At 59.5% G+C, this 19300-nt stretch carries 13 protein-coding genes and 1 riboswitch; of the genes, 5 read left to right on the top strand and 8 right to left on the bottom strand.

Annotation, left to right across the window (positions count from 1 at the left end; genetic code table 11):
• The first annotated feature begins 97 nt into the window (after positions 1–97).
• Positions 98–1534, top strand: a complete 1437-nt coding sequence (locus tag JK621_RS18460; RefSeq protein WP_212557118.1) for a capsule assembly Wzi family protein — start codon at positions 98–100, stop codon at positions 1532–1534.
• 64 nt (positions 1535–1598) lie between these two features.
• Here the strand turns inward: JK621_RS18460 and pgi are convergent, their stop codons facing one another.
• Positions 1599–3245: a glucose-6-phosphate isomerase gene (pgi, locus tag JK621_RS18455; RefSeq protein WP_212557117.1), complete on the bottom strand. Its 1647-nt coding sequence runs from the start codon at positions 3243–3245 to the stop codon at positions 1599–1601.
• A gap of 228 nt (positions 3246–3473) precedes the next feature.
• On the opposite strand from pgi, the gene JK621_RS18450 reads away from it, so the two are divergent.
• From JK621_RS18450 to panS, 3 genes are all read left to right on the top strand, one after another.
• Positions 3474–5282 carry a cation:proton antiporter gene (locus tag JK621_RS18450; protein ID WP_212557116.1) on the top strand — a complete coding sequence of 603 codons (1809 nt, stop codon included), beginning with the start codon at positions 3474–3476 and terminating at the stop codon, positions 5280–5282.
• A 52-nt stretch (positions 5283–5334) separates the two neighbouring features.
• Positions 5335–5528: riboswitch (Lysine riboswitch) on the top strand.
• A gap of 109 nt (positions 5529–5637) precedes the next feature.
• Positions 5638–7005, top strand: coding sequence for a lysine-sensitive aspartokinase 3 (gene lysC / locus JK621_RS18445; protein ID WP_212557115.1), 1368 nt, complete (start codon positions 5638–5640; stop codon positions 7003–7005).
• Positions 7006–7117: 112 nt separating this feature from the next.
• Positions 7118–8035, top strand: coding sequence for a ketopantoate/pantoate/pantothenate transporter PanS (gene panS, locus JK621_RS18440; RefSeq protein ID WP_013814763.1), 918 nt, complete (start codon positions 7118–7120; stop codon positions 8033–8035).
• 80 nt (positions 8036–8115) lie between these two features.
• On the opposite strand, the gene JK621_RS18435 is transcribed toward panS, so the two are convergent.
• The 6 genes from JK621_RS18435 to JK621_RS18410 all read right to left on the bottom strand — a co-directional run bounded on the left by JK621_RS18435 (position 8116) and on the right by JK621_RS18410 (position 14578).
• Positions 8116–9765: a Na/Pi cotransporter family protein gene (locus JK621_RS18435; protein ID WP_212557114.1), complete on the bottom strand. Its 1650-nt coding sequence runs from the start codon at positions 9763–9765 to the stop codon at positions 8116–8118.
• Positions 9766–10060: 295 nt separating this feature from the next.
• Positions 10061–11053: an ABC transporter ATP-binding protein gene (locus JK621_RS18430; protein WP_212557113.1), complete on the bottom strand. Its 993-nt coding sequence runs from the start codon at positions 11051–11053 to the stop codon at positions 10061–10063.
• A gap of 3 nt (positions 11054–11056) precedes the next feature.
• Positions 11057–11842, bottom strand: coding sequence for an ABC transporter permease (locus JK621_RS18425; RefSeq protein WP_212557112.1), 786 nt, complete (start codon positions 11840–11842; stop codon positions 11057–11059).
• A gap of 17 nt (positions 11843–11859) precedes the next feature.
• A complete protein-coding gene (locus JK621_RS18420; protein WP_126528851.1) occupies positions 11860–12699 on the bottom strand; it encodes an ABC transporter permease in 840 nt (279 codons plus the stop codon).
• 8 nt (positions 12700–12707) lie between these two features.
• Positions 12708–13505 carry an alkaline phosphatase family protein gene (locus JK621_RS18415; protein ID WP_126528852.1) on the bottom strand — a complete coding sequence of 266 codons (798 nt, stop codon included), beginning with the start codon at positions 13503–13505 and terminating at the stop codon, positions 12708–12710.
• A gap of 11 nt (positions 13506–13516) precedes the next feature.
• On the bottom strand, positions 13517–14578 hold the full coding sequence (locus tag JK621_RS18410) for an ABC transporter substrate-binding protein (RefSeq protein WP_212557111.1): 1062 nt from the start codon (positions 14576–14578) through the stop codon (positions 13517–13519).
• Positions 14579–14768: 190 nt separating this feature from the next.
• Here JK621_RS18410 and JK621_RS18405 point away from each other — a divergent pair, with 190 nt between their 5' ends.
• Entirely contained in the window at positions 14769–15494 is a 726-nt protein-coding gene (locus JK621_RS18405; RefSeq protein ID WP_212557110.1) for a UTRA domain-containing protein, read from the top strand.
• Positions 15495–15568: 74 nt separating this feature from the next.
• Here the strand turns inward: JK621_RS18405 and metH are convergent, their stop codons facing one another.
• Positions 15569–19249, bottom strand: coding sequence for a methionine synthase (metH, locus tag JK621_RS18400; protein ID WP_212557109.1), 3681 nt, complete (start codon positions 19247–19249; stop codon positions 15569–15571).
• Positions 19250–19300 lie beyond the last annotated feature (51 nt).

Raw genomic sequence — 19300 nt, 5'->3', positions numbered from 1 at the left:
CTGGTTGATATATTTGTAGCAAATTGAAATGTCAACTATGATGGGACATAGATCTTTACATAAAACTAATAACCTCGAATTAACAAGGGAATTCTTTATGCGCGCTAAACTTAACGGACTGGTCGCGGCGGGCCTGTTTACCTGTGCATTAACCGGTCACGCCGCCGGCCTGGTCACTCCTGATAACGATCTGCGTAACGATCTTGCCTGGTTGTCAGACCGCGGCGTGATTAACGTCAGCTTGTCCACCTGGCCGCTGAGCCAGGAAGAAATCAGCTCGGTTATTTCACAAGCCAAACCGGTAACCGGTACCGAGAAAAGCGTCATTGACCGCGTTCAGCGCCGTGTCGATGCCCTGAAAGCCAATATCCGCGTCAGCGGCTACGCCTCTACCGACAAACCCGGTACCCCGCAGGGCTTCGGTCAGAATGAATATGCTGATGACCGCCTGACTATCGGCGCTGGTGCCAACGGCGAATTCTGGGACGTGCGCGTCCAGGGTTCTGTCGAAGGCGATCAACGCGTCAGCGACGGCTCAAAGTTCAACCTCAATGGCTCCTACGGCGCAGTAAAAATCTGGAACCAATGGCTGTCATTCGGTGAAGTCTCCCAATGGTGGGGCCCAGGTTACGACGGCAGCCTGATTCGCTCCGACGCCGCACGCCCGGTGGCCGGTTTTATGCTGCAACGCGCCGACCAGTCTCCGTTTGAAACGCCTTGGTTGTCCTGGATTGGCCGCTGGCAGTACCAGCTGACCGCCGGTCAGCTGTCGCAATACTCTTCCGTCCCTGATACCAAGCTGATTGGCGGTCGTTTCACCATGATGCCGACCGACTTCCTGGAGCTCGGCGCCTCACGCATTATGGAATGGGGCGGCAGCGGTCGACCTCAGTCCTGGAGTTCATTCTGGAACGCATTTGCCGGTAAGGATAACGATGACTCTGGCAAAGGCAACGATCCGGGCAACCAGCTTGCCGGCTTCGACTTCAAGCTGAAAATGCAGCCGTTAATTGGCTTGCCGGTAAGTTTGTACGGTCAGTTGGTGGGTGAAGATGAAGCGGGTATGTTGCCTTCACAAAACACCTATTTGCTGGGGCTGGAAGGCCACCCGGAATGGGGTACGACCACCGTCAACTGGTCTATCGAAGGGGCTGATACCCGTGCCGATATGAGCCGCAAAAACTATGTGTACAACCATTACATTTACAAGGGCGGCTATTATCAGCAGGGTTACCCGCTGGGCCACGCCATGGGCGGCGACGGCCAAATGCTGTCCGGGCGCGTAGAGTTGGTGCTGGATGACAGCCAGCGCTGGAGCACCCGTTTGGTGTATGCCAAAGTGAACCCGAACAGCCAGTCCATCAACCAGGCGTTCCCGAAATCTGACACACTGAAAGGCATTCAGCTCGGCTGGGGTTACACCCTGGATTCCCAGGTCAAGTTTGATACCAGCCTGTGGTATACCGACAACAATGCCAGCACCGCCGATGACGTGGGCGCAGGCATCAGTTTCGAAGTGCCGATCAATCTGTAATCATCCAGATGCAAAAAAACCCGCCGCGGCGGGTTTTTTTATTGGCATCAATCAGATACGGCCATTAACGCCATTCTTTAAAGCGGTTGATCAGCGCGTTGGTTGAGCTGTCGTGGCTGCTTACCGCCTCGTCGCCCGCCAGCTCCGGCAGGATACGGTTAGCCAGCTGTTTGCCCAGCTCTACGCCCCACTGGTCGAAGGTGAAGATGTTCAGGATCGCGCCCTGGGTGAAGATTTTGTGTTCATACAGTGCGATCAGGCTGCCCAGGCTGAACGGCGTGATCTCACGCAGCAGAATGGAGTTGGTCGGGCGGTTGCCTTCAAACACCTTGAACGGCGCCACGTGTTTGACCTCTTCCGCGGTCTTGCCCTGAGCGGCGAACTCTTCTTCCACCACCTCCAGCGACTTGCCGAACGCCAGCGCCTCGGTCTGCGCGAAGAAATTCGACAGCAGTTTAGCGTGGTGGTCGCTCAGCGGATTATGGCTGATGGCCGGTGCGATAAAGTCGCAAGGAACCAGCTTGGTGCCCTGGTGAATCAGCTGGTAGAACGCGTGCTGGCCATTGGTGCCCGGCTCGCCCCAGATGATTGGGCCCGTCTGGTAATCTACCGGGTGACCGTTGCGATCTACGTATTTGCCGTTCGATTCCATATTGCCCTGCTGGAAGTAAGCGGCAAAACGGTGCATGTACTGGTCGTACGGCAGAATCGCTTCAGTCTCTGCACCGAAGAAATTGTTGTACCAGATGCCGATCAGCGCCAGCAGTACCGGCAGGTTTTGCTCCGCCGGCGTTTGCGCAAAGTGTTTATCCATCTCGTGCGCGCCGCTCAGCAGCTGTTCGAAGTTCTCATAGCCCAGCGACAACGCGATAGACAGACCAATCGCCGACCACAGAGAATAACGGCCGCCAACCCAGTCCCAGAACTCGAACATATTGGCTGTATCAATACCAAACTCACCTACCGCCTTGCCGTTGGTGGACAGCGCCGCAAAGTGCTTGGCCACGTGCTTTTGATCACCGGCGGTGCTCAGGAACCAGTCGCGCGCGCTGTGGGCGTTGGTCATGGTTTCCTGCGTGGTAAAGGTTTTGGACGCCACCAGGAACAGCGTGGTTTCCGGGTTCAGCGGTTTGAGCGTTTCGGCGATATGGGTGCCGTCAACGTTGGAAACAAAATGCATGTTCAGGTGATTTTTGTAAGGACGCAGCGCTTCGGTAGCCATATAAGGGCCGAGATCCGAACCGCCGATGCCGATATTCACCACGTCGGTAATCGCTTTGCCGGTATAGCCTTTCCAGTCGCCGCCAATCACGCGGTCGCAGAACTGTTTCATCTTGGCCAATACCGCATTCACTTCCGGCATCACATCTTTGCCGTCAACGATAATAGGGCTGTTGCTGCGGTTGCGCAGGGCAACGTGCAGCACCGCACGATCTTCGGTACGGTTGATTTTCTCGCCGGCAAACATCGATTTGATCGCGCTTTGCAGATCGGTCTCTTTCGCCAGCGCCTGCAGCTTCTCCAGCGTTTCTGCGGTGATGCGGTTTTTAGAGTAGTCCACCAGCATCTGATCGTTGAAGGTGGCGGAGAAGCGAGAGAAACGCTCTTTGTCCTGAGCGAACAGATCGCTGATCCGGACGTCTTTCATCTGTTCAAAATGTTGCTGCAGGGCTTGCCAAGCAGCGGTTTGACTAGGATTGATATTTTTCATAGCAACACTCTTAGGCTTGAGAATAAATGTGACGTGGTTGCCCGATTGTAGCCTGTTCGACTGCGATTATGATCTCTTTTCTTGCGATAGGCGCCAACTGTCAAACGTCCCCTGCATCGTTTCAGCCATTCCCCTATACTTTTGGATAACAGCCTGTTATCAGGGTTGCCGAACTGTCACTGAAATGTGCCATTGTTGCTGATAGCCAATTAGAGAAGGACCTCCGCCATGGAATTATCTGCTCCACTGATGTTGGTGATCATCGGTTTAAGTTCGCTGCTGGCGCAATGGCTGGCCTGGCTGTTGCGGCTGCCGGCCATTCTGCCGCTGCTGCTGTTTGGCATCCTGCTGGGGCCGGCGGTGCATCTGGTCCAGCCGGACGCGCTGTTCGGCGATCTGCTGTTCCCGCTGGTGTCGCTGTCGGTGGCGATCATTTTATTTGAAGGTGCGCTGACGCTGAGGGTAGAGGAGATTCGCGGCCTGGGCGGCGTGGTGCGTAACCTGGTGACCATCGGCATGCTGATGACTTTCCTGGTGATCGGCGTCGCCTGCTGGTGGCTGCTGGACTTTCCGCCCGAGCTGGCAGCGCTGATCGGCGCGGTAACGGTGGTGACCGGGCCGACGGTGATAGCCCCGCTGATGCGCGTGGTGCGGCCCAACGCCAATATCAACCAGGTGCTGCGCTGGGAAGGGATAGTGATCGACCCGGTTGGCGCTATCTTCACCCTGTTGGTGTTCGAGTTCATCGTGCTGAAGCAGCATTCGGAGTCCTATACCCACCTGTTCTGGACGTTGGGCATTACCGCCGCCGTCGGCCTGGCGATCGGCGCGCTGTTCGGTTACCTGCTGGGGCTGGCGTTGCGCCGCGTCTGGCTGCCGCGCTACCTGCAAAACCTGGCGGTGCTGGCGATCATGCTGACCGCCTTCGGCGTGTCCAACGCCATTGCCGACGAATCCGGCCTGTTGACCGTGACGGTAATGGGCATTTGGCTGGCCAATATGCGCGACGTGGATACCAGCGACATTCTGGCGTTCAAGGAAGAGCTGTCGGCTATCCTGATTTCGGCGCTGTTCATCATTCTGGCGGCGCGGCTGGATATTCATGCGCTGTGGAGCATGGGCTGGCCTCTGCTGGGCCTGTTGCTGGCGGTACAGTTTATCGCCCGGCCGCTGTGCATTGCGGTGTCGACCTGGCGCTCTTCCCTGCATTGGCGCGATCGCCTGCTGCTGTGCTGGATCGCCCCACGCGGCATCGTCGCCGCAGCGGTCAGCTCGCTGTTCGCCCTGACGCTGCAGCGCAGCGGCTATCAGGGCGCCGATCGGCTGGTGACCGTGGTGTTCGCCGTCATCATCGGCACGGTGGTGTTGCAAAGCCTGACCAGCGGCATGATGGCGCGCTGGCTGCGGGTGCAGCAGCAAAAACCGCGCGGCGTGCTGATCGTCGGTGCCAACAGCGTGGCGCGCATGCTGGCGCAGGCGTTGATAAAAATGAATATCCCGGTGCTCGTCACCGACAGCAGTTGGGAATATTACCGCCAGGCGCGTATGGAGGGCATTCCCGCCTATTATGGGCATGCTTACTCCGAACATGCCGAGAACTACCTCGATCTGAGCGATACCGCGCAAGTGTTGGCACTCTCGCCCAACCGCCATCAGAATGCGCTGGCGGTCTACCACTTCAGCCATATCTTCGGTGACGAACAGGTCTTCGCTATCCGCTCCGGCGCGCCGCTGAAAGGACGCGGCAACAGCGCGGAAAGTTCGCGCTTCCGCCGGCACGAAATCCTGTTCAATCAGGAGGCCACCTACGGCCGGTTAAGCAGCCTGATCGCCAAAGGCGCGACCATCAAGGCCACCAAGCTGAACGAAAACTTTGGCTGGCTGGAATATCTGGAAAAACATCAGGGTGTGATTCCGCTGTTGTGCCAACGCGAGGACGGCAAGCTGCAACCGATAGGCTCCGGTTTCGTCCCCGCCATGCCCTGCACGCTGATAGCGTTAGTGCAAATTGAAAATCCCTCAACGTCTGACCGTTGACACAAGCGCAATAACCGGCTATTCCTATCAGCCTACTTGCGCACCCGGTGCGCAAGCCAGAAGAGGCGCGTCGCCCAGGTAGAGTGTCAGAGGAGCCGTTTCCCATGACGGCACTGGAGGGGGAGCGACGCCGAGGTAGGGTGATGCACGGCATTCATCGTATCGGCTACAGGGGCTGAATCCCCTGGGTTGTCACCAAAGTTTGCCCCGCGGGGGCAATCAGCAAGGTGGGGCGCTTCTGGGTGTATCGTAGTTTCAACCTCTACGTCTGCCCCCTGTTTATCGCTCTCCCCTTGTGCCAAGGCTATGGAAAAAAGTGCTCTCAAAGTAGGGCATCCCTGACACGAGGTTTTACATGAACCAAGCAGTACCCCAGAATTCTACCGTTGTGGCCAAATTCGGCGGCACCAGCGTTGCCGACTATGAAGCCATGAACCGCAGCGCCGACGTCGTGCTCGCCAATCCGCAGGTCCGCCTGGTAGTCCTGTCCGCTTCTGCGGGCGTCACCAACCTGCTGGTCGCATTGGCCGAAGGCAGCGACGTCGACAAGCGCAGCTACCAGCTCGATGAAATCCGCCGTATCCAGTACGCCATTCTCGACCGCCTCGGTAACCCGGCGGTGATCCGCGAGGAAATCGATCGCATGCTGGAAAACATCGCCATGCTGTCCGAAGCGGCGGCGTTGGCGACCTCTACGGCACTCACCGACGAGCTGGTCAGCCACGGCGAACTGATGTCCACCCTGCTTTTCGTTGAGATCCTGCGCAGCCGCAAGGTGCAGGCGGAGTGGTTTGACGTACGCAAAGTGATGCACACCGACGATCATTTCGGCCGCGCCACGCCGGACAGCGCGGTACTGAAAGAGCTGACCCAGACGCTGCTCAAACCGCGTCTGCAGGAAGCGCTGGTCGTCACTCAAGGCTTTATCGGCAGCGAACCTAAGGGCCGCACCACCACGCTGGGCCGTGGCGGCAGCGATTACACCGCCGCCCTGCTGGGTGAAGCGCTGAACGTCGGCCGGGTAGATATCTGGACCGACGTGCCGGGCATCTACACCACCGATCCGCGCGTGGTCCCTACGGCGAAGCGCATCGACAAAATCACCTTTGAAGAAGCGGCTGAAATGGCCACCTTCGGCGCGAAAGTGCTGCACCCGGCCACCCTGTTGCCGGCGGTACGCAGCGATATTCCGGTGTTTGTCGGTTCCAGCAAGGATCCGTCCGCCGGCGGCACCCTGGTGTGCAATACCACCGAGAACCCACCGCTGTTCCGCGCATTGGCGCTGCGCCGCAAACAAACCCTGTTAACGCTGCACAGCCTCAATATGCTGCACGCGCGCGGTTTCCTGGCCGAAGTGTTCAGCATTCTGGCACGCCACAATATTTCGGTGGATTTGATCACCACCTCAGAAGTCAGCGTGGCACTGACCATGGACACCACCGGCTCCACCTCCACCGGCGGCAGCCTGCTGACCACCTCGCTGCTGACCGAGTTGTCGTCGCTGTGTCGGGTGGAAGTGGAGGAGAATCTGGCGCTGGTGGCGATAATCGGCAACAAGCTTTCCCAGGCCTGCGGCGTGGGCAAAGAGGTGTTCGGCGTGCTTGACCCGTTCAATATCCGCATGATCTGCTACGGCGCCAGCAGCTACAACCTGTGCTTCCTGGTGCCGGGCGATGACGCCGAACAGGTAGTACGCACCCTGCACCACAATCTGTTCGAATAATTTTAATAATACCTGCGCCAATAGGCGTATATCGTCGTAGCCGGTTTGGGTTCGGGCGCTGCCCGGACTCAACATGGCAAGTAAGATAGCCTATTGAAGGAAAACCCTATTCATGTTGGCACTGCTAACCCGATTATTCCCCCTGTGGGCGGTGCTGCTCGCCGTCGCCGCCTACGCTACGCCCACCACCTTTACCGGTATTGGTCCCTACGTCAGCCCACTGCTGATGCTGATCATGTTCGCCATGGGCGTCACGCTGCGGCTGGATGACTTCAAGCGCGTACTGTCGCGCCCCGCGCCGGTGGCGGCAGGCATCTTTCTGCATTATCTGATCATGCCGCTGGCGGCCTGGTTGCTGGCGATGCTGTTCCATATGCCGCCGGATCTTTCCGCCGGCATGGTGCTGGTCGGCAGCGTTGCCAGCGGCACCGCCTCCAACGTGATGATCTACCTGGCAAAAGGAGACGTTGCGCTGTCGGTGACCATTTCGGCGGTCTCCACGCTGGTGGGCGTATTCGCCACGCCGCTGCTGACCCGTCTGTATGTCGATACCGAAATCAGCGTCGATGTGATGGGCATGCTGCTGAGTATCCTGCAGATCGTGGTGATCCCGATTGGCCTGGGCTTGATCGTGCATCACACCTTTACCAAAACCGTCAAACGTATCGAGCCGTTCCTGCCGGCGCTGTCGATGGTCTGCATCCTGGCGATCATCAGTGCGGTGGTCGCAGGCAGCCAGAGCCACATCGCCTCCGTCGGGCTGGTGGTGATCATCGCAGTGATCCTGCATAACGGCATTGGCTTGTTGAGCGGTTACTGGGGCGGCAAGCTGTTCGGCTTCGACGAATCCACCTGCCGCACGCTGGCCATTGAAGTCGGCATGCAGAACTCCGGGCTGGCGGCGACGCTGGGCAAGATTTACTTCTCACCGCTGGCCGCGCTGCCGGGCGCCCTGTTCTCCGTGTGGCATAACCTTTCCGGCTCGCTGCTGGCAGGGTACTGGTCTGGCCGACCGATCAAGAAAAAATAATCTCACGCCGGGGCGCAGCCATGTGCGCCCCGCTCAACTTCTGCGAAATTTCGTATTTCCCTCACCAGATTCAGATATGTTTACAACGTGCTCGGCGTATCGTCCCACTCACGCTCATCATCGCGCTCATCCTGATCCAGCACGTTATACGCCACGGCGCAGAACAGCGAGTTCAGGCGCTTCATATCCCCCAACAACCCCAGATGCAGCGAACTGGTTTCGATGCTTTGCACGTTTTGCTGATGCAGACGATCGACGTGCGCATGCGCGTAGCGGCGATCCAGAATGCGAAAACGGTGCTTGGAGCGCCGCAGCCGTTTGGCGCTGGTAAGATCGCCGGACAGGAACACCGACAGGCTCAGGCGCAGGTTGCCGACCAGCCGCTCATGCAGCGTATCCAGCTCCGCCAGGCCTTCCGCCGAGAACGCCCGCCGCGCCGCGTGCGATTTCGCCGCCACGTCACCGGTCATGCGCTCAATGATATCCCCGGCTTGTTCCAGGTTCAGCGCCATTTCGATGATTTCCGCCCAACGGCGCGAATCCTCTTCGCCCAAATCCTCTTTTTGGATCTGCGCCAGATACAGCTTGATGGCGGTATAGAGCACATCGACATCGTCGTCCAGCCGGCGCACCTCTTTATCCTGCCCATTCTTGCCGTGCAGCACTTCGCGATGCAGGATCATCATGTGTTCCACCACGTCGCCCATGCGCAGGGTTTCACGCGCCGCATTGGCCAGCGCCAACGTCGGCGTATCCAGCGCGCTGGCGTCCAGGTGTCGCGGCCGCAGACGGGGATCGTCGGCCGCCACGTCGGCGATCAAAGTTTCGCATAAACGCGCCATCGGGCCGGCCAGCGGGATCAGCATCAGGCAGCGGATCAGGTTGTAGAAGACGTGAAAATAGATCACCAGCTCTTCGTTTTCGCCCGGCAATCGGGTCATTACCTCTGCCAGATAAGAGACAAACGGCAGCACCAGCACGCAGCCTATCAGCTTGAACAGCAGGCTGCCGAGCGCCACCCGGCGGCCGGCGGCGTTCTGGCCGCTGGTATTGATGACCGCCAACAGGCCACTGCCAAGATTGGCGCCAATCACCAGACACAGCGCCACTTTCAGCGAGATCACGCCGGATGCGGTCAGGGTGGCGGTCAGCAACACTGCCGCCAGGCTGGAATAGCTGACGATGGCGAACAGCGCGCCGGTAAGGGCATCCAGCATCACGTCGCCGGTCAGCGACGAGAACAGCACTTTCACGCCCGCCGCCTGGGTTATGGGCGTCGCGGCGGCCACGATCAGCTCCAGCGCCAGTACGATCAGCCCGAGGCCGATGCACACGCGCCCCATTTGGCCAACCCGGGTTTGCTTACGGCTGAGGAACAGGAAAACGCCGACCAGAATCAGCAGCGGCGACAGCCAGGAGAGATCGAAAGTCAGCACTCGTGCCATCAAGGCGGTGCCGACGTCGGCGCCCAGCATGATCACCAGCGCAGGCGCCAGCCCCACCAGCCCTTGTGCGACGAAAGAGGTGACCAGCAGCGCGGTGGCGTTGCTGCTTTGCACCAGCGCGGTTACGCCGATGCCGGAGACGAACGCCAGCGGTTTTTTCTCGACGCTGTCGCTCAATACCCGGCGCAGATTAGCGCCGTAGACCCGCATAATCCCGGTGCGCACGATGTGGGTACCCCACACTAACAGCGCCACGGAAGAAAGCAGGTGGAGAAGGGTCAACACGGAAAATACGCTCCATTCACGCCCGGCAGGAAAAATCAAATCCATACCCTATGAATTTCGGGCTGCAGGACGGCGGCAAGCGGGTGAATCCCCAGGAGCTTACTCAAGTAAGTGACTGGGGTGAGACCGCGCGGCCAACACACCTGCAGCTTGAAAGGCGACGGGTATAGCAGGCTATCCTGCCTGCCGGGCGGTAGTCGGGCAGGACAGCGGTAACAGGCTGCAGACCGCATATTGGAGGGTTAACGCAACGGCAGGAATTACCCTGGAGTTATCATTGATTGCCGCAGCGAAGTCATGCAACTTCCCGTAATGTAACAGTTTCCAAGTGTAGCCCAATTTCGCTGCCGTCGGGCCGTAAATCCTCGACCGACCGGTTGAGCGCGTCAACCAACAGCTCGACGCCACGAACCTGGACACGGTAGCGTACCACATTCCCCAACAGACTATGGCTGAGGATCACCCCCTCAATCCCCTGCCCGGCCGGCAGCAGCGCGATCGATTCAGGGCGTATCGCCACCTTGCCGGCATAACTGCGGCCGGTAAGTGCGCTCGCCTGCTCGGCGCTCAGCAGGTTGTAGTTGCCGATAAACCCGGCGGCGAAGACGTTAGCCGGCTGGGTGTACAGGGTTTCCGCATCGCCGCTCTGCACGATTTGGCCCTTGTTCATCAGCACGATGCGATCCGACAACGTCAGCGCCTCTTCCTGATCGTGGGTGACGAAGATTGCCGTCAGGTTCAGTTCACGCTGGATACGGCGGATCTGCTCGCGCAGATGTTTGCGGATACGGGCGTCCAGCGCCGACAGCGGCTCGTCGAGCAACAGCAGGCGCGGGCGGGTCACCAGCGAGCGCGCCAGCGCCACCCGCTGACACTGACCGCCGGACAGTTGGTGCGGATAACGCTTCGCCAGTTCGGTCAACTCCACCAGCGCCAGCACTTCCTGTACCCGCTGGTGGATCTGCCCGGCCGCCAGCTTCTGCATTTTCAGACCAAACGCCACGTTGCCTTCAACGGTCATGTTCGGGAACAGTGCATAGCTCTGGAACACCATACCTATGCCGCGCTTTTGCGGCGGCACCGGCACCAGATCCTGGCCCTGCAGCAAGATTTGGCCGCTGTCGACCGACGTCAGCCCCGCCAGACAGCGCAGCAGCGTGGATTTACCGCAGCCGCTCGGCCCGAGCAGCGTGACGAACTCGCCCTCTTCGGCGGTGAAATCGATATCCTGAAACACCTGGGTCTGGCCGTAGTGTTTATTGAGGCGGGTGACGGTGAGATATGCCATGCGTTAACCCTTATTTTTATTCAGCAAATTCGCCAGCCAGGTGACGATCAGCACCACGGCGAAATAAGAAATGACCAGCGCGCTGGTGAAGTGGCCGCTGCCGTTGCGCATGTTATAGAGATAAACCTGCAGCGTTTCATACTGGCTGCCCACCAGCAGGTTGGCGAAGACGAATTCGCCAATCAGGAACGAGAACGACAGCAGCACCGCAATCATCCCGCCCTTGCGCAGGTTCGGCAGCACCACCAGCAACGCAGCCTGCCAGGTGCTGGCGCCCAACAGGTGTGCCGCGTCCATCAGATCGCGCAGGTTGATCGCCTGCATGTTGTTGCTGATGGCGCGGTAAATAAACGGCAGGGCAATCGAGAAGTAGCAGCCGATCAGGATCCAGGGCGTGCCGAGCAGCGGCAGCGGATCGGCGGCGAACAACTGCATCAGCCCGACCGCCGACACCACCGGCGGGACGGCGAACGGCAACAGGATCAGCACGTTCATCACCGCGTCCAGTTTGGGAAAATAGTACGCAATCGCGAACATCATCGGCAAAATCACCACCACCGCCAGCACCAGGGTGCCGAAACAGATCAGCAGCGAGTGCCACAGCGCCAGCAGGAAACGGGGATCGCTCCACAATGCCGTCACCCACTTCAGGGTAAAGCCGTCCGGCAGGATGGTGGCGCCCCACTGGGTGGCCAGCGCGTAAATCAGCGTCGCCGCCAGCGGTAACAGTAGGATCAGCAAAAGCAGACCGGTCACCACGCGGTGGTAGCCGGTTTCAAAACGGGACATGGCCGCCCTCCGCAACATTATGAGCGCGCATTCAGGTAGCTCCTGCGCAACAGCCATTGATGGATCAGGGTAATGAACGCCATCATCGCCACCAACAGCATCGCCAGCGCGCTGGCCAGGTTCGGATCGAGGGAAATATCCCCCGCCACCAGCGACGAAATACGTATCGGTATCACGTTGAAATTCCCGGTGGTCAGCGCATATACCGTGGCGTAGGCCCCCAGCGCGTTGGCCAGCAGGATGACAAAGGTGCCCATCAGCGCCGGCGCCAGCACCGGCAGGCCGATATGCCGCCAGTAGCGCCACGGGCCGGCGCCGAGCAGCGAGGCCGATTCGCGCCAGTCTTCGCGCAGCGCGTCGAACGCCGGGTATAACAGCAATACGCCCAACGGGATTTGGAAGTAGGTGTAAAGCACGATCAGCCCGGTTTTGGAGTAGAGGTTAAAGCTCTCCATCAGGCCATACTTGCGCAGCAGCAACGTCAGGCAGCCGTTCAACCCCAACAGAATGACAAAGGCGAAGGCCAGCGGCACTCCGGCAAAATTGCTGGTCATGTTGGTAAACGACATCACAAAATCATGGAACCTCGTCTGGCCCAGTTGACGCAGCGAGTAACTGCCGACCAGAGCAATCAGCAGCCCGTACACGCTCGACCAAAGGGAGATCTCCAGCGAGAACTGAAATGCCTGCAGATAGAACGGCGAGGTCAGGACGTCGACGTAATTACCCAGCCCCCAGCCGCTGGTCTGGCTGAAAAAACTGCTGACCGCAATCCACACCAGCGGCGCGATTTGGAACGCGCCGAACAGCAGAATAAACGGCAGCAGGCACAGTGCGGCAATCCACTTGGCTTTCATTTTCACCCTTATGCCAACAGCGCACGGCAGCGCGACTTGTCGTGCGCCACCTGCAACACTTCGCACAGCGTGCCGCACAGGTCGGTTTGCTGCGGGTTGGCGTCGTTCTGGCTGAAAGCCGCACCGAATACAAACAGCGGCACCTGCCGCTCCTCCGGCAATACACCGCCGTGGCTGCGGTCGTCATTCATGCCGTGATCGGCCGTGACCATCACCTGATACCCGGCGCTTAGCCAGTCGCCCAGATAGCGCGACAGCACGCCGTCGGCATTGCGCGCCGCGTTACGGTACTGCGGTGAAGACAGGCCGAAGCGGTGCCCGGCATCGTCGATGTTCATCGGGTGGATCAACAGGAAATCGGGCTGATGACGGCGGCGCAGGCTTTCGGCGTCGTCAAACAGATGGGAGTCTGGGTAGCGGTCGTCGTAATAAAAATGGCCGTGCTGGATGGGCAGCCCGGCATCGTCGGTATGGCGATCGCGCGCGGCGTCGAACGGGGTACGGTTATACAGCTCACTGAACCAATGGTAGGCGGCCGCAGCGGTAGTCAGCCCTGCGGCGCGCGCATAGTGAAACACGCTTTGCTGATGCGAGAGGCGCGATACCTGATTATGCACCACGCCGCTCTCCACCGGCGGTACGCCGGTGAGAATGCATTCATACAGCGGCCGAGAGAGCGAAGGCAGCTCGCTCTCCAGCTGATACAACCGTCCGCGCCCTGCCGCACACTCGGCCTGCAGATATCCCATGGCGTCATGCGCCACCTGATAGTTCAGGCCGTCCAGCAGTACGAGGATCGTTTTCATGATGGCTTAACTCACTGCTGCATAAACATAATGACGTTTTCCTGCCACTGGCGCGGCAGCGTTTTGGCGCTTTGTTCCCAGGCCGCCGGATCGGCGATCGGGTGGGCGTTTTTATACTGTTCGGCCGGCAGCAGCTTGGCTTTTACGTCGTCCGGCAGCGTCAGGTGTTCCGCACGGATCGGGCGAGCATAGCCGCGCGCCAGATTGATCTGACCGGCGTCGGAGAAAATATATTCACGCGCCAGCTTGGCGGCGTTCGGGTGTTTGGCGAATTTGTTGATGATGGTGGTGTAGCCTGACGTGATTGAGCCGTCGGATGGGATCAACACTTCAAAACGGGTTTTGTCGATCTGGTCACGGTAGTTCAGGCCGTTAAAGTCCCACACCACGCCGACCTGCACTTCGCCTTTTTCCAGCGAAGCGATCACCGGGTTGCTCAGGCTCAGGCGCCCGGCCTTGGCCAACTTGCCGAAGAACTCCAGGCCCGGCTTCAGGTTTTTCTCGTTGCCGCCCATGGCGTAGGTGGCCGCCAGCACGCCGCTTGCCGCCTGCGAGGCGGTGCCGACGTCACCGATGGTGACCTGATAAGTGCCTTTCAGCAGATCGGCCCAACTGTGCGGGATCTCTTTCACCTGCTGTTTGTTGATAATGAAGGCGATGGTGCCGGTATAGGCCAGCGCCCAGTGGCCATCCTTGTCTTTCGCCCAGCCAGGCACCTGCTCCCAGGTGGACGGCTTATAAGGTTGGGTTACCCCTTTTTGCACCGCGATGGGGCCGAATGCCGCGCCCACGTCACCGATATCCGCCGTGGCATTGCCCTTTTCCGCGTCGAACTTGGCGATTTCCTGCGCCGAGCTCATGTCGGTATCGAGATGCTTCAAACCGTACTTGCTCTGCAGATCCTGCCAGGTGTCTTTCCAGTTGGCCCAGCTGTCCGGCATGCCGACGCTGTTGACTTCACCTTCCTTCTTGGCGGCCTGCTCGAGCGCGGCCAGATCGGAATCTGCGGCCCAGCTCATCTGGCTGGTCAGTACAATGGCACTGGTTAACACAGAAGCGCACAAACGTTTCATAACAGATGCTCCAGGTGGTAGTGTGGGAGTAGCTGGACTAGTCCAGCAAGAACCAAGCCAATCTAACGGACGAATGTGATAATTATATGTCAGCCCAAAAAAGCAGCAGCTTTATCTCATTTACGCCTCAAGGGGCCGCCCGCTGGTCTACCTTAACAGGGGCAAAACGCACTGAAATGGGGCATGTGTCATGAGTGAAGGAGCAACCACCGTGGCGATAATCTGCCAGACGTTGAACGCCCGCATTGCTGCGGGGGAGTTCAACATTGGCGGCAAGCTGCCTTCGGAACGCGCCCTGAGCGAGCAGTTCTCCACCACCCGCATTACCTTGCAGGAAGCGCTCGGCCAGTTGGAGGCGCAGGGGGTGATTTACCGTCAGGTGAGGCGCGGCTGGTTTATCTCGCCGCCACGGCTGGTGTACAACCCGTTGCAGCGCAGCCACTTCCACGCCATGGCTCAGCAGCAGGGGCGCGACGCCCATACCCAGGTGATCGACAGTGGTCGCGTGCATGCCGACGCCGCCCTGGCGCGGCGGCTGGCGCTGCCGGAAGGCGCAGAGGTTTACCGCATCCGCCGGCTACGCTTTATCGACGGGCGTGCGGTGCTGTATTGCGAGCACTACCTCAATCCGGCCTACTTTGCCGGTATCCTGGAGGCCGATTTGACGCAGTCGCTGACCGCACTGTACGCAGAGCGCTACGGTATCCATTATGGCCGGGTGCGCTTCGATATGCTGCCGACCCTGTTACCGCAGGAGGCAGCCGCGATGCTGAAAGTCACCTACGGCAGCCCGTCGCTGTTTATTACCCGGGTTAACCGCGATCAGCACGATCGGGTGATTGATTGCGATTTGGAGTATTGGCGCTACGACGCACTGCACATTGATGTGGAGGCAGTGGCGAACGACGAGGGATAAGCAGGGGCCAACATGTTGACCCTATATGAGAAAAGCGGGGTGGCAGGGGCGCCGCATGCAGCGCCCCTCAATCGTCAGTCGGCGTCGTAGCCGAGGTTAGGCGCCAGCCAGCGTTCAACTTCGCTGATGCTCATGCCTTTGCGCGCCGCATAGTCTTCCACCTGATCGCGCTGGATCTGCGCCACCGCAAAATACTTGCTCTCCGGATGGCTGAAGTACCAGCCCGACACCGCCGCCCCCGGCCACATGGCGAAGGATTCGGTCAGTTCCATGCCGGTGTGGCGGTTAACGTCCAACAGGCGCCAGATCTCCGCTTTCTCGGTATGCTCCGGGCAGGCCGGGTAGCCCGGCGCCGGGCGGATGCCCTGGTAATTCTCGCGGATCAGCTCTTCGTTGCTCAGGTTCTCGTCAGCGGCAAAGCCCCAGTACAATTTACGCACCTGCTCATGCAGGTACTCGGCGAAGGCTTCCGCCAGGCGATCGGCCAACGCCTTGATCATGATTTTATTGTAATCATCATGCTGCGCATCGTAGGCCGCCGCCAGCTCATCCTCTTCCAGACCGCCGGTGACGGCGAAAGCGCCGAAATAATCGGCCTTGCCGCTGCTTTTCGGCGCGACGAAGTCCGCTAGGCAGTAGTTCGGGAAGTCGGTTTTCTCGGTCTGCTGGCGCAGGTGACGGCTGACCGCCAGCACCTCGTCGCGGTTTTCGTCGCGATACACCTCGATGTCGTCGCCGACGCGGTTGGCCGGGAACAGGCCGTAGACGCCGCGCGGATTGAGGCTGCCGTTGGCGGCCAGCATATCCAGCATCTGGTTGGCATCGGCGAACAGGCGCCTGGCCTCCTCACCCACCACGTCGTCTTCCAGAATCCGTGGGTATTTGCCTGCCAGCGACCAGGTCATAAAGAACGGTGTCCAGTCGATGTACTGGCGCAGCGTCTCGATGCCGGCCTCCACCGCATGTACCCCAAGCTGCTTCGGCACCGGCGGCCGGTAGTTTTCCCACTCCAGCGCCATGGCGTTATCACGCGCTTTTTGCAGGCTGACCGGCGGGGTGCGCGGTTTTTTACGCGCATGCTGGATACGCACGGTTTCGTATTCTTTGCGGGTGCGCGCCACAAAATCGTCGCGCTGGGTGGCGGACAGCAACGCCGACACCACGCCCACGGTGCGCGAGGCATTTTGCACGTAGGTGGTCGAGCCGCTGTAGTTCTGTTCAATCTTCACCGCAGTATGCGCCTTGGAGGTGGTCGCGCCGCCAATCAGCAGCGGCAGGGTAAAGCCCTGGCGCTCCATCTCTTTCGCCACGTTGACCATTTCATCCAACGACGGGGTGATCAACCCCGACAGGCCGATGATGTCCACGTTCTGTTCGCGTGCGGTTTTCAGGATTTTCTCCGTCGGCACCATCACGCCCAGATCGACGATTTCGTAGTTGTTGCACTGCAACACCACGCCGACGATGTTTTTGCCGATGTCATGCACGTCGCCCTTCACCGTCGCCAGCAGGATTTTGCCCGCCGTGGTGCCTTTCTGCTTGCTGGCCTCGATGTAAGGCTCCAGATAGGCCACCGCCTGCTTCATCACGCGGGCGGACTTCACCACCTGCGGCAGGAACATCTTGCCTTCGCCGAACAGGTCGCCGACCACGTTCATCCCCGCCATCAGTGGTCCTTCGATCACTTCGATCGGGCGATCCGCCCGCTGCCGGGCCTCTTCGGTGTCCAGCTCGATAAACTCGGTAATGCCTTTCACCAGCGAGTATTCCAGCCGCTTTTCCACCGGCCAGCCGCGCCATTCCGCCTGCTGTACCGCCACGTCGTTGTCTTTGCTGCCGCGATATTTCTCCGCCAGATCCAACAGGCGTTCGGTGCCGTCGTCACGGCGGTTGAGGATCACATCCTCCACCGCGCTGCGCAGTTCTTCACTCAGATCGTCGTAGATCGCCAGTTGCCCGGCGTTGACGATGCCCATGTCCATACCGTTGCGGATCGCGTGGTACAGGAAGACCGCGTGGATCGCTTCGCGCACCGGCTCGTTGCCGCGGAACGAGAACGACACATTGGACACCCCGCCGGAGATCATCGCGTGCGGCAGGTGGGTTTTGATGTCGGCGCAGGCCTCGATAAAGTCGACGGCATAGTTGTTATGCTCTTCGATGCCGGTGGCGACGGCAAAAATGTTCGGGTCAAAAATAATGTCTTCCGGCGGGAAGCCGACGCGTTCGGTCAGAATTTTATAGGCGCGGCGGCAAATCTCGAACTTGCGCTCGCGGGTGTCGGCCTGGCCAACCTCGTCAAACGCCATAACCACCACCGCCGCGCCGTAGCGGCGCACCAGTTTGGCGTGGTGAATAAAGGCCTCTTCGCCTTCTTTCATCGAGATGGAGTTAACGATGCCTTTGCCCTGAATGCACTTCAGGCCTTTTTCAATCACCGACCATTTGGAGGAGTCGATCATGATCGGCACCCGGGCGATGTCCGGCTCGCCGGCAATCAGGCTGAGGAAACGCACCATCGCCGCTTCGGCGTCCAGCATCCCCTCATCCATGTTGATATCTATTATCTGCGCGCCGCTTTCCACCTGTTGGCGCGCCACGGCTAGCGCTTCATTGTATTTTTCTTCTTTAATCAGCCGTTTGAAGCGCGCAGAGCCAGTGACGTTGGTGCGTTCACCGACGTTGACGAACAGCGTTTTGGCGTCGATATTCAACGGTTCCAGGCCGGCCAGGCGGCAGGCTACCGGGATATCCGGCAACGGGCGCGGCGGTACGCCCGCCACCACATCGACCATCGCGGCAATGTGCTCCGGCGTGGTGCCGCAGCAACCGCCGATAATATTGAGGAAGCCGGCATGCGCCCACTCGCCCACCTGTTTCGCCATCTCTTGCGCGTCCAGATCGTACTCGCCGAAAGCGTTGGGCAAACCGGCGTTCGGGTGCGCGGTGACGTAAGTTTCCGAGATGCGCGACAGCTCGGCAACGTATTGGCGCAGCTCGTCCGGCCCCAGCGCACAGTTCAGGCCAAAGCTCAGCGGCTTGACGTGACGCATCGAGTTATAGAAGGCTTCGGTAGTTTGGCCCGACAGGGTGCGGCCGGAGGCGTCGGTGATGGTGCCGGAGATCATGATCGGCAGTTCCACGCCAAGCGCTTCGAATTCGGTTTCCACCGCAAAGGCGGCGGCTTTGGCGTTCAGGGTATCGAAAATGGTTTCGATCATGATCAGATCGACGCCGCCTTCCACCAGCGCGCGCGTTGATTCGCGGTAGGCTGCCACCAGTTCGTCGAAGGAGATATTACGGAATGCCGGATCGTTGACGTTCGGCGAGATAGAGGCGGTGCGGTTAGTCGGCCCAAGCACCCCGGCCACGTAGCGCGGTTTATCCGGCGTGCGGGCGGTCCATTCGTCGGCGCAGGCGCGCGCCAGGCAGGCGGCCTGATAGTTAATCTCGGCTGACAGCGACTCCATATGGTAGTCGGCCATGGCGATGGTGGTGGAGTTGAAGGTGTTGGTTTCGAGAATATCGGCGCCCGCCTCCAGATAACCGTAGTGGATCGCGGTAATCACTTCCGGCTTGGTCAGCACCAACAGGTCGTTATTGCCTTTCAGATCGCTCTGCCAGTCGGCAAAACGTTCGCCGCGGAAATCGCTCTCCTCCAGCCGGTAGCTCTGGATCATGGTGCCCATGCCGCCGTCCAACACCAAAATGCGCTGTGCTAACTGCCGGCGCAGTTGTTCTACTCGATTTGTCACCCATGATCCCCTTTATCTTTTAAGCCACACTCTTTCACCATCGCTCAACCG

Origin of the sequence: Serratia plymuthica, from assembly GCF_018336935.1 — a bacterium.
GTDB lineage: Bacteria > Pseudomonadota > Gammaproteobacteria > Enterobacterales > Enterobacteriaceae > Serratia > Serratia plymuthica_B.
The sequence above is the reverse complement of the archived record's forward strand: the minus strand, read 5'-3'. Positions and strand labels throughout refer to the sequence as shown.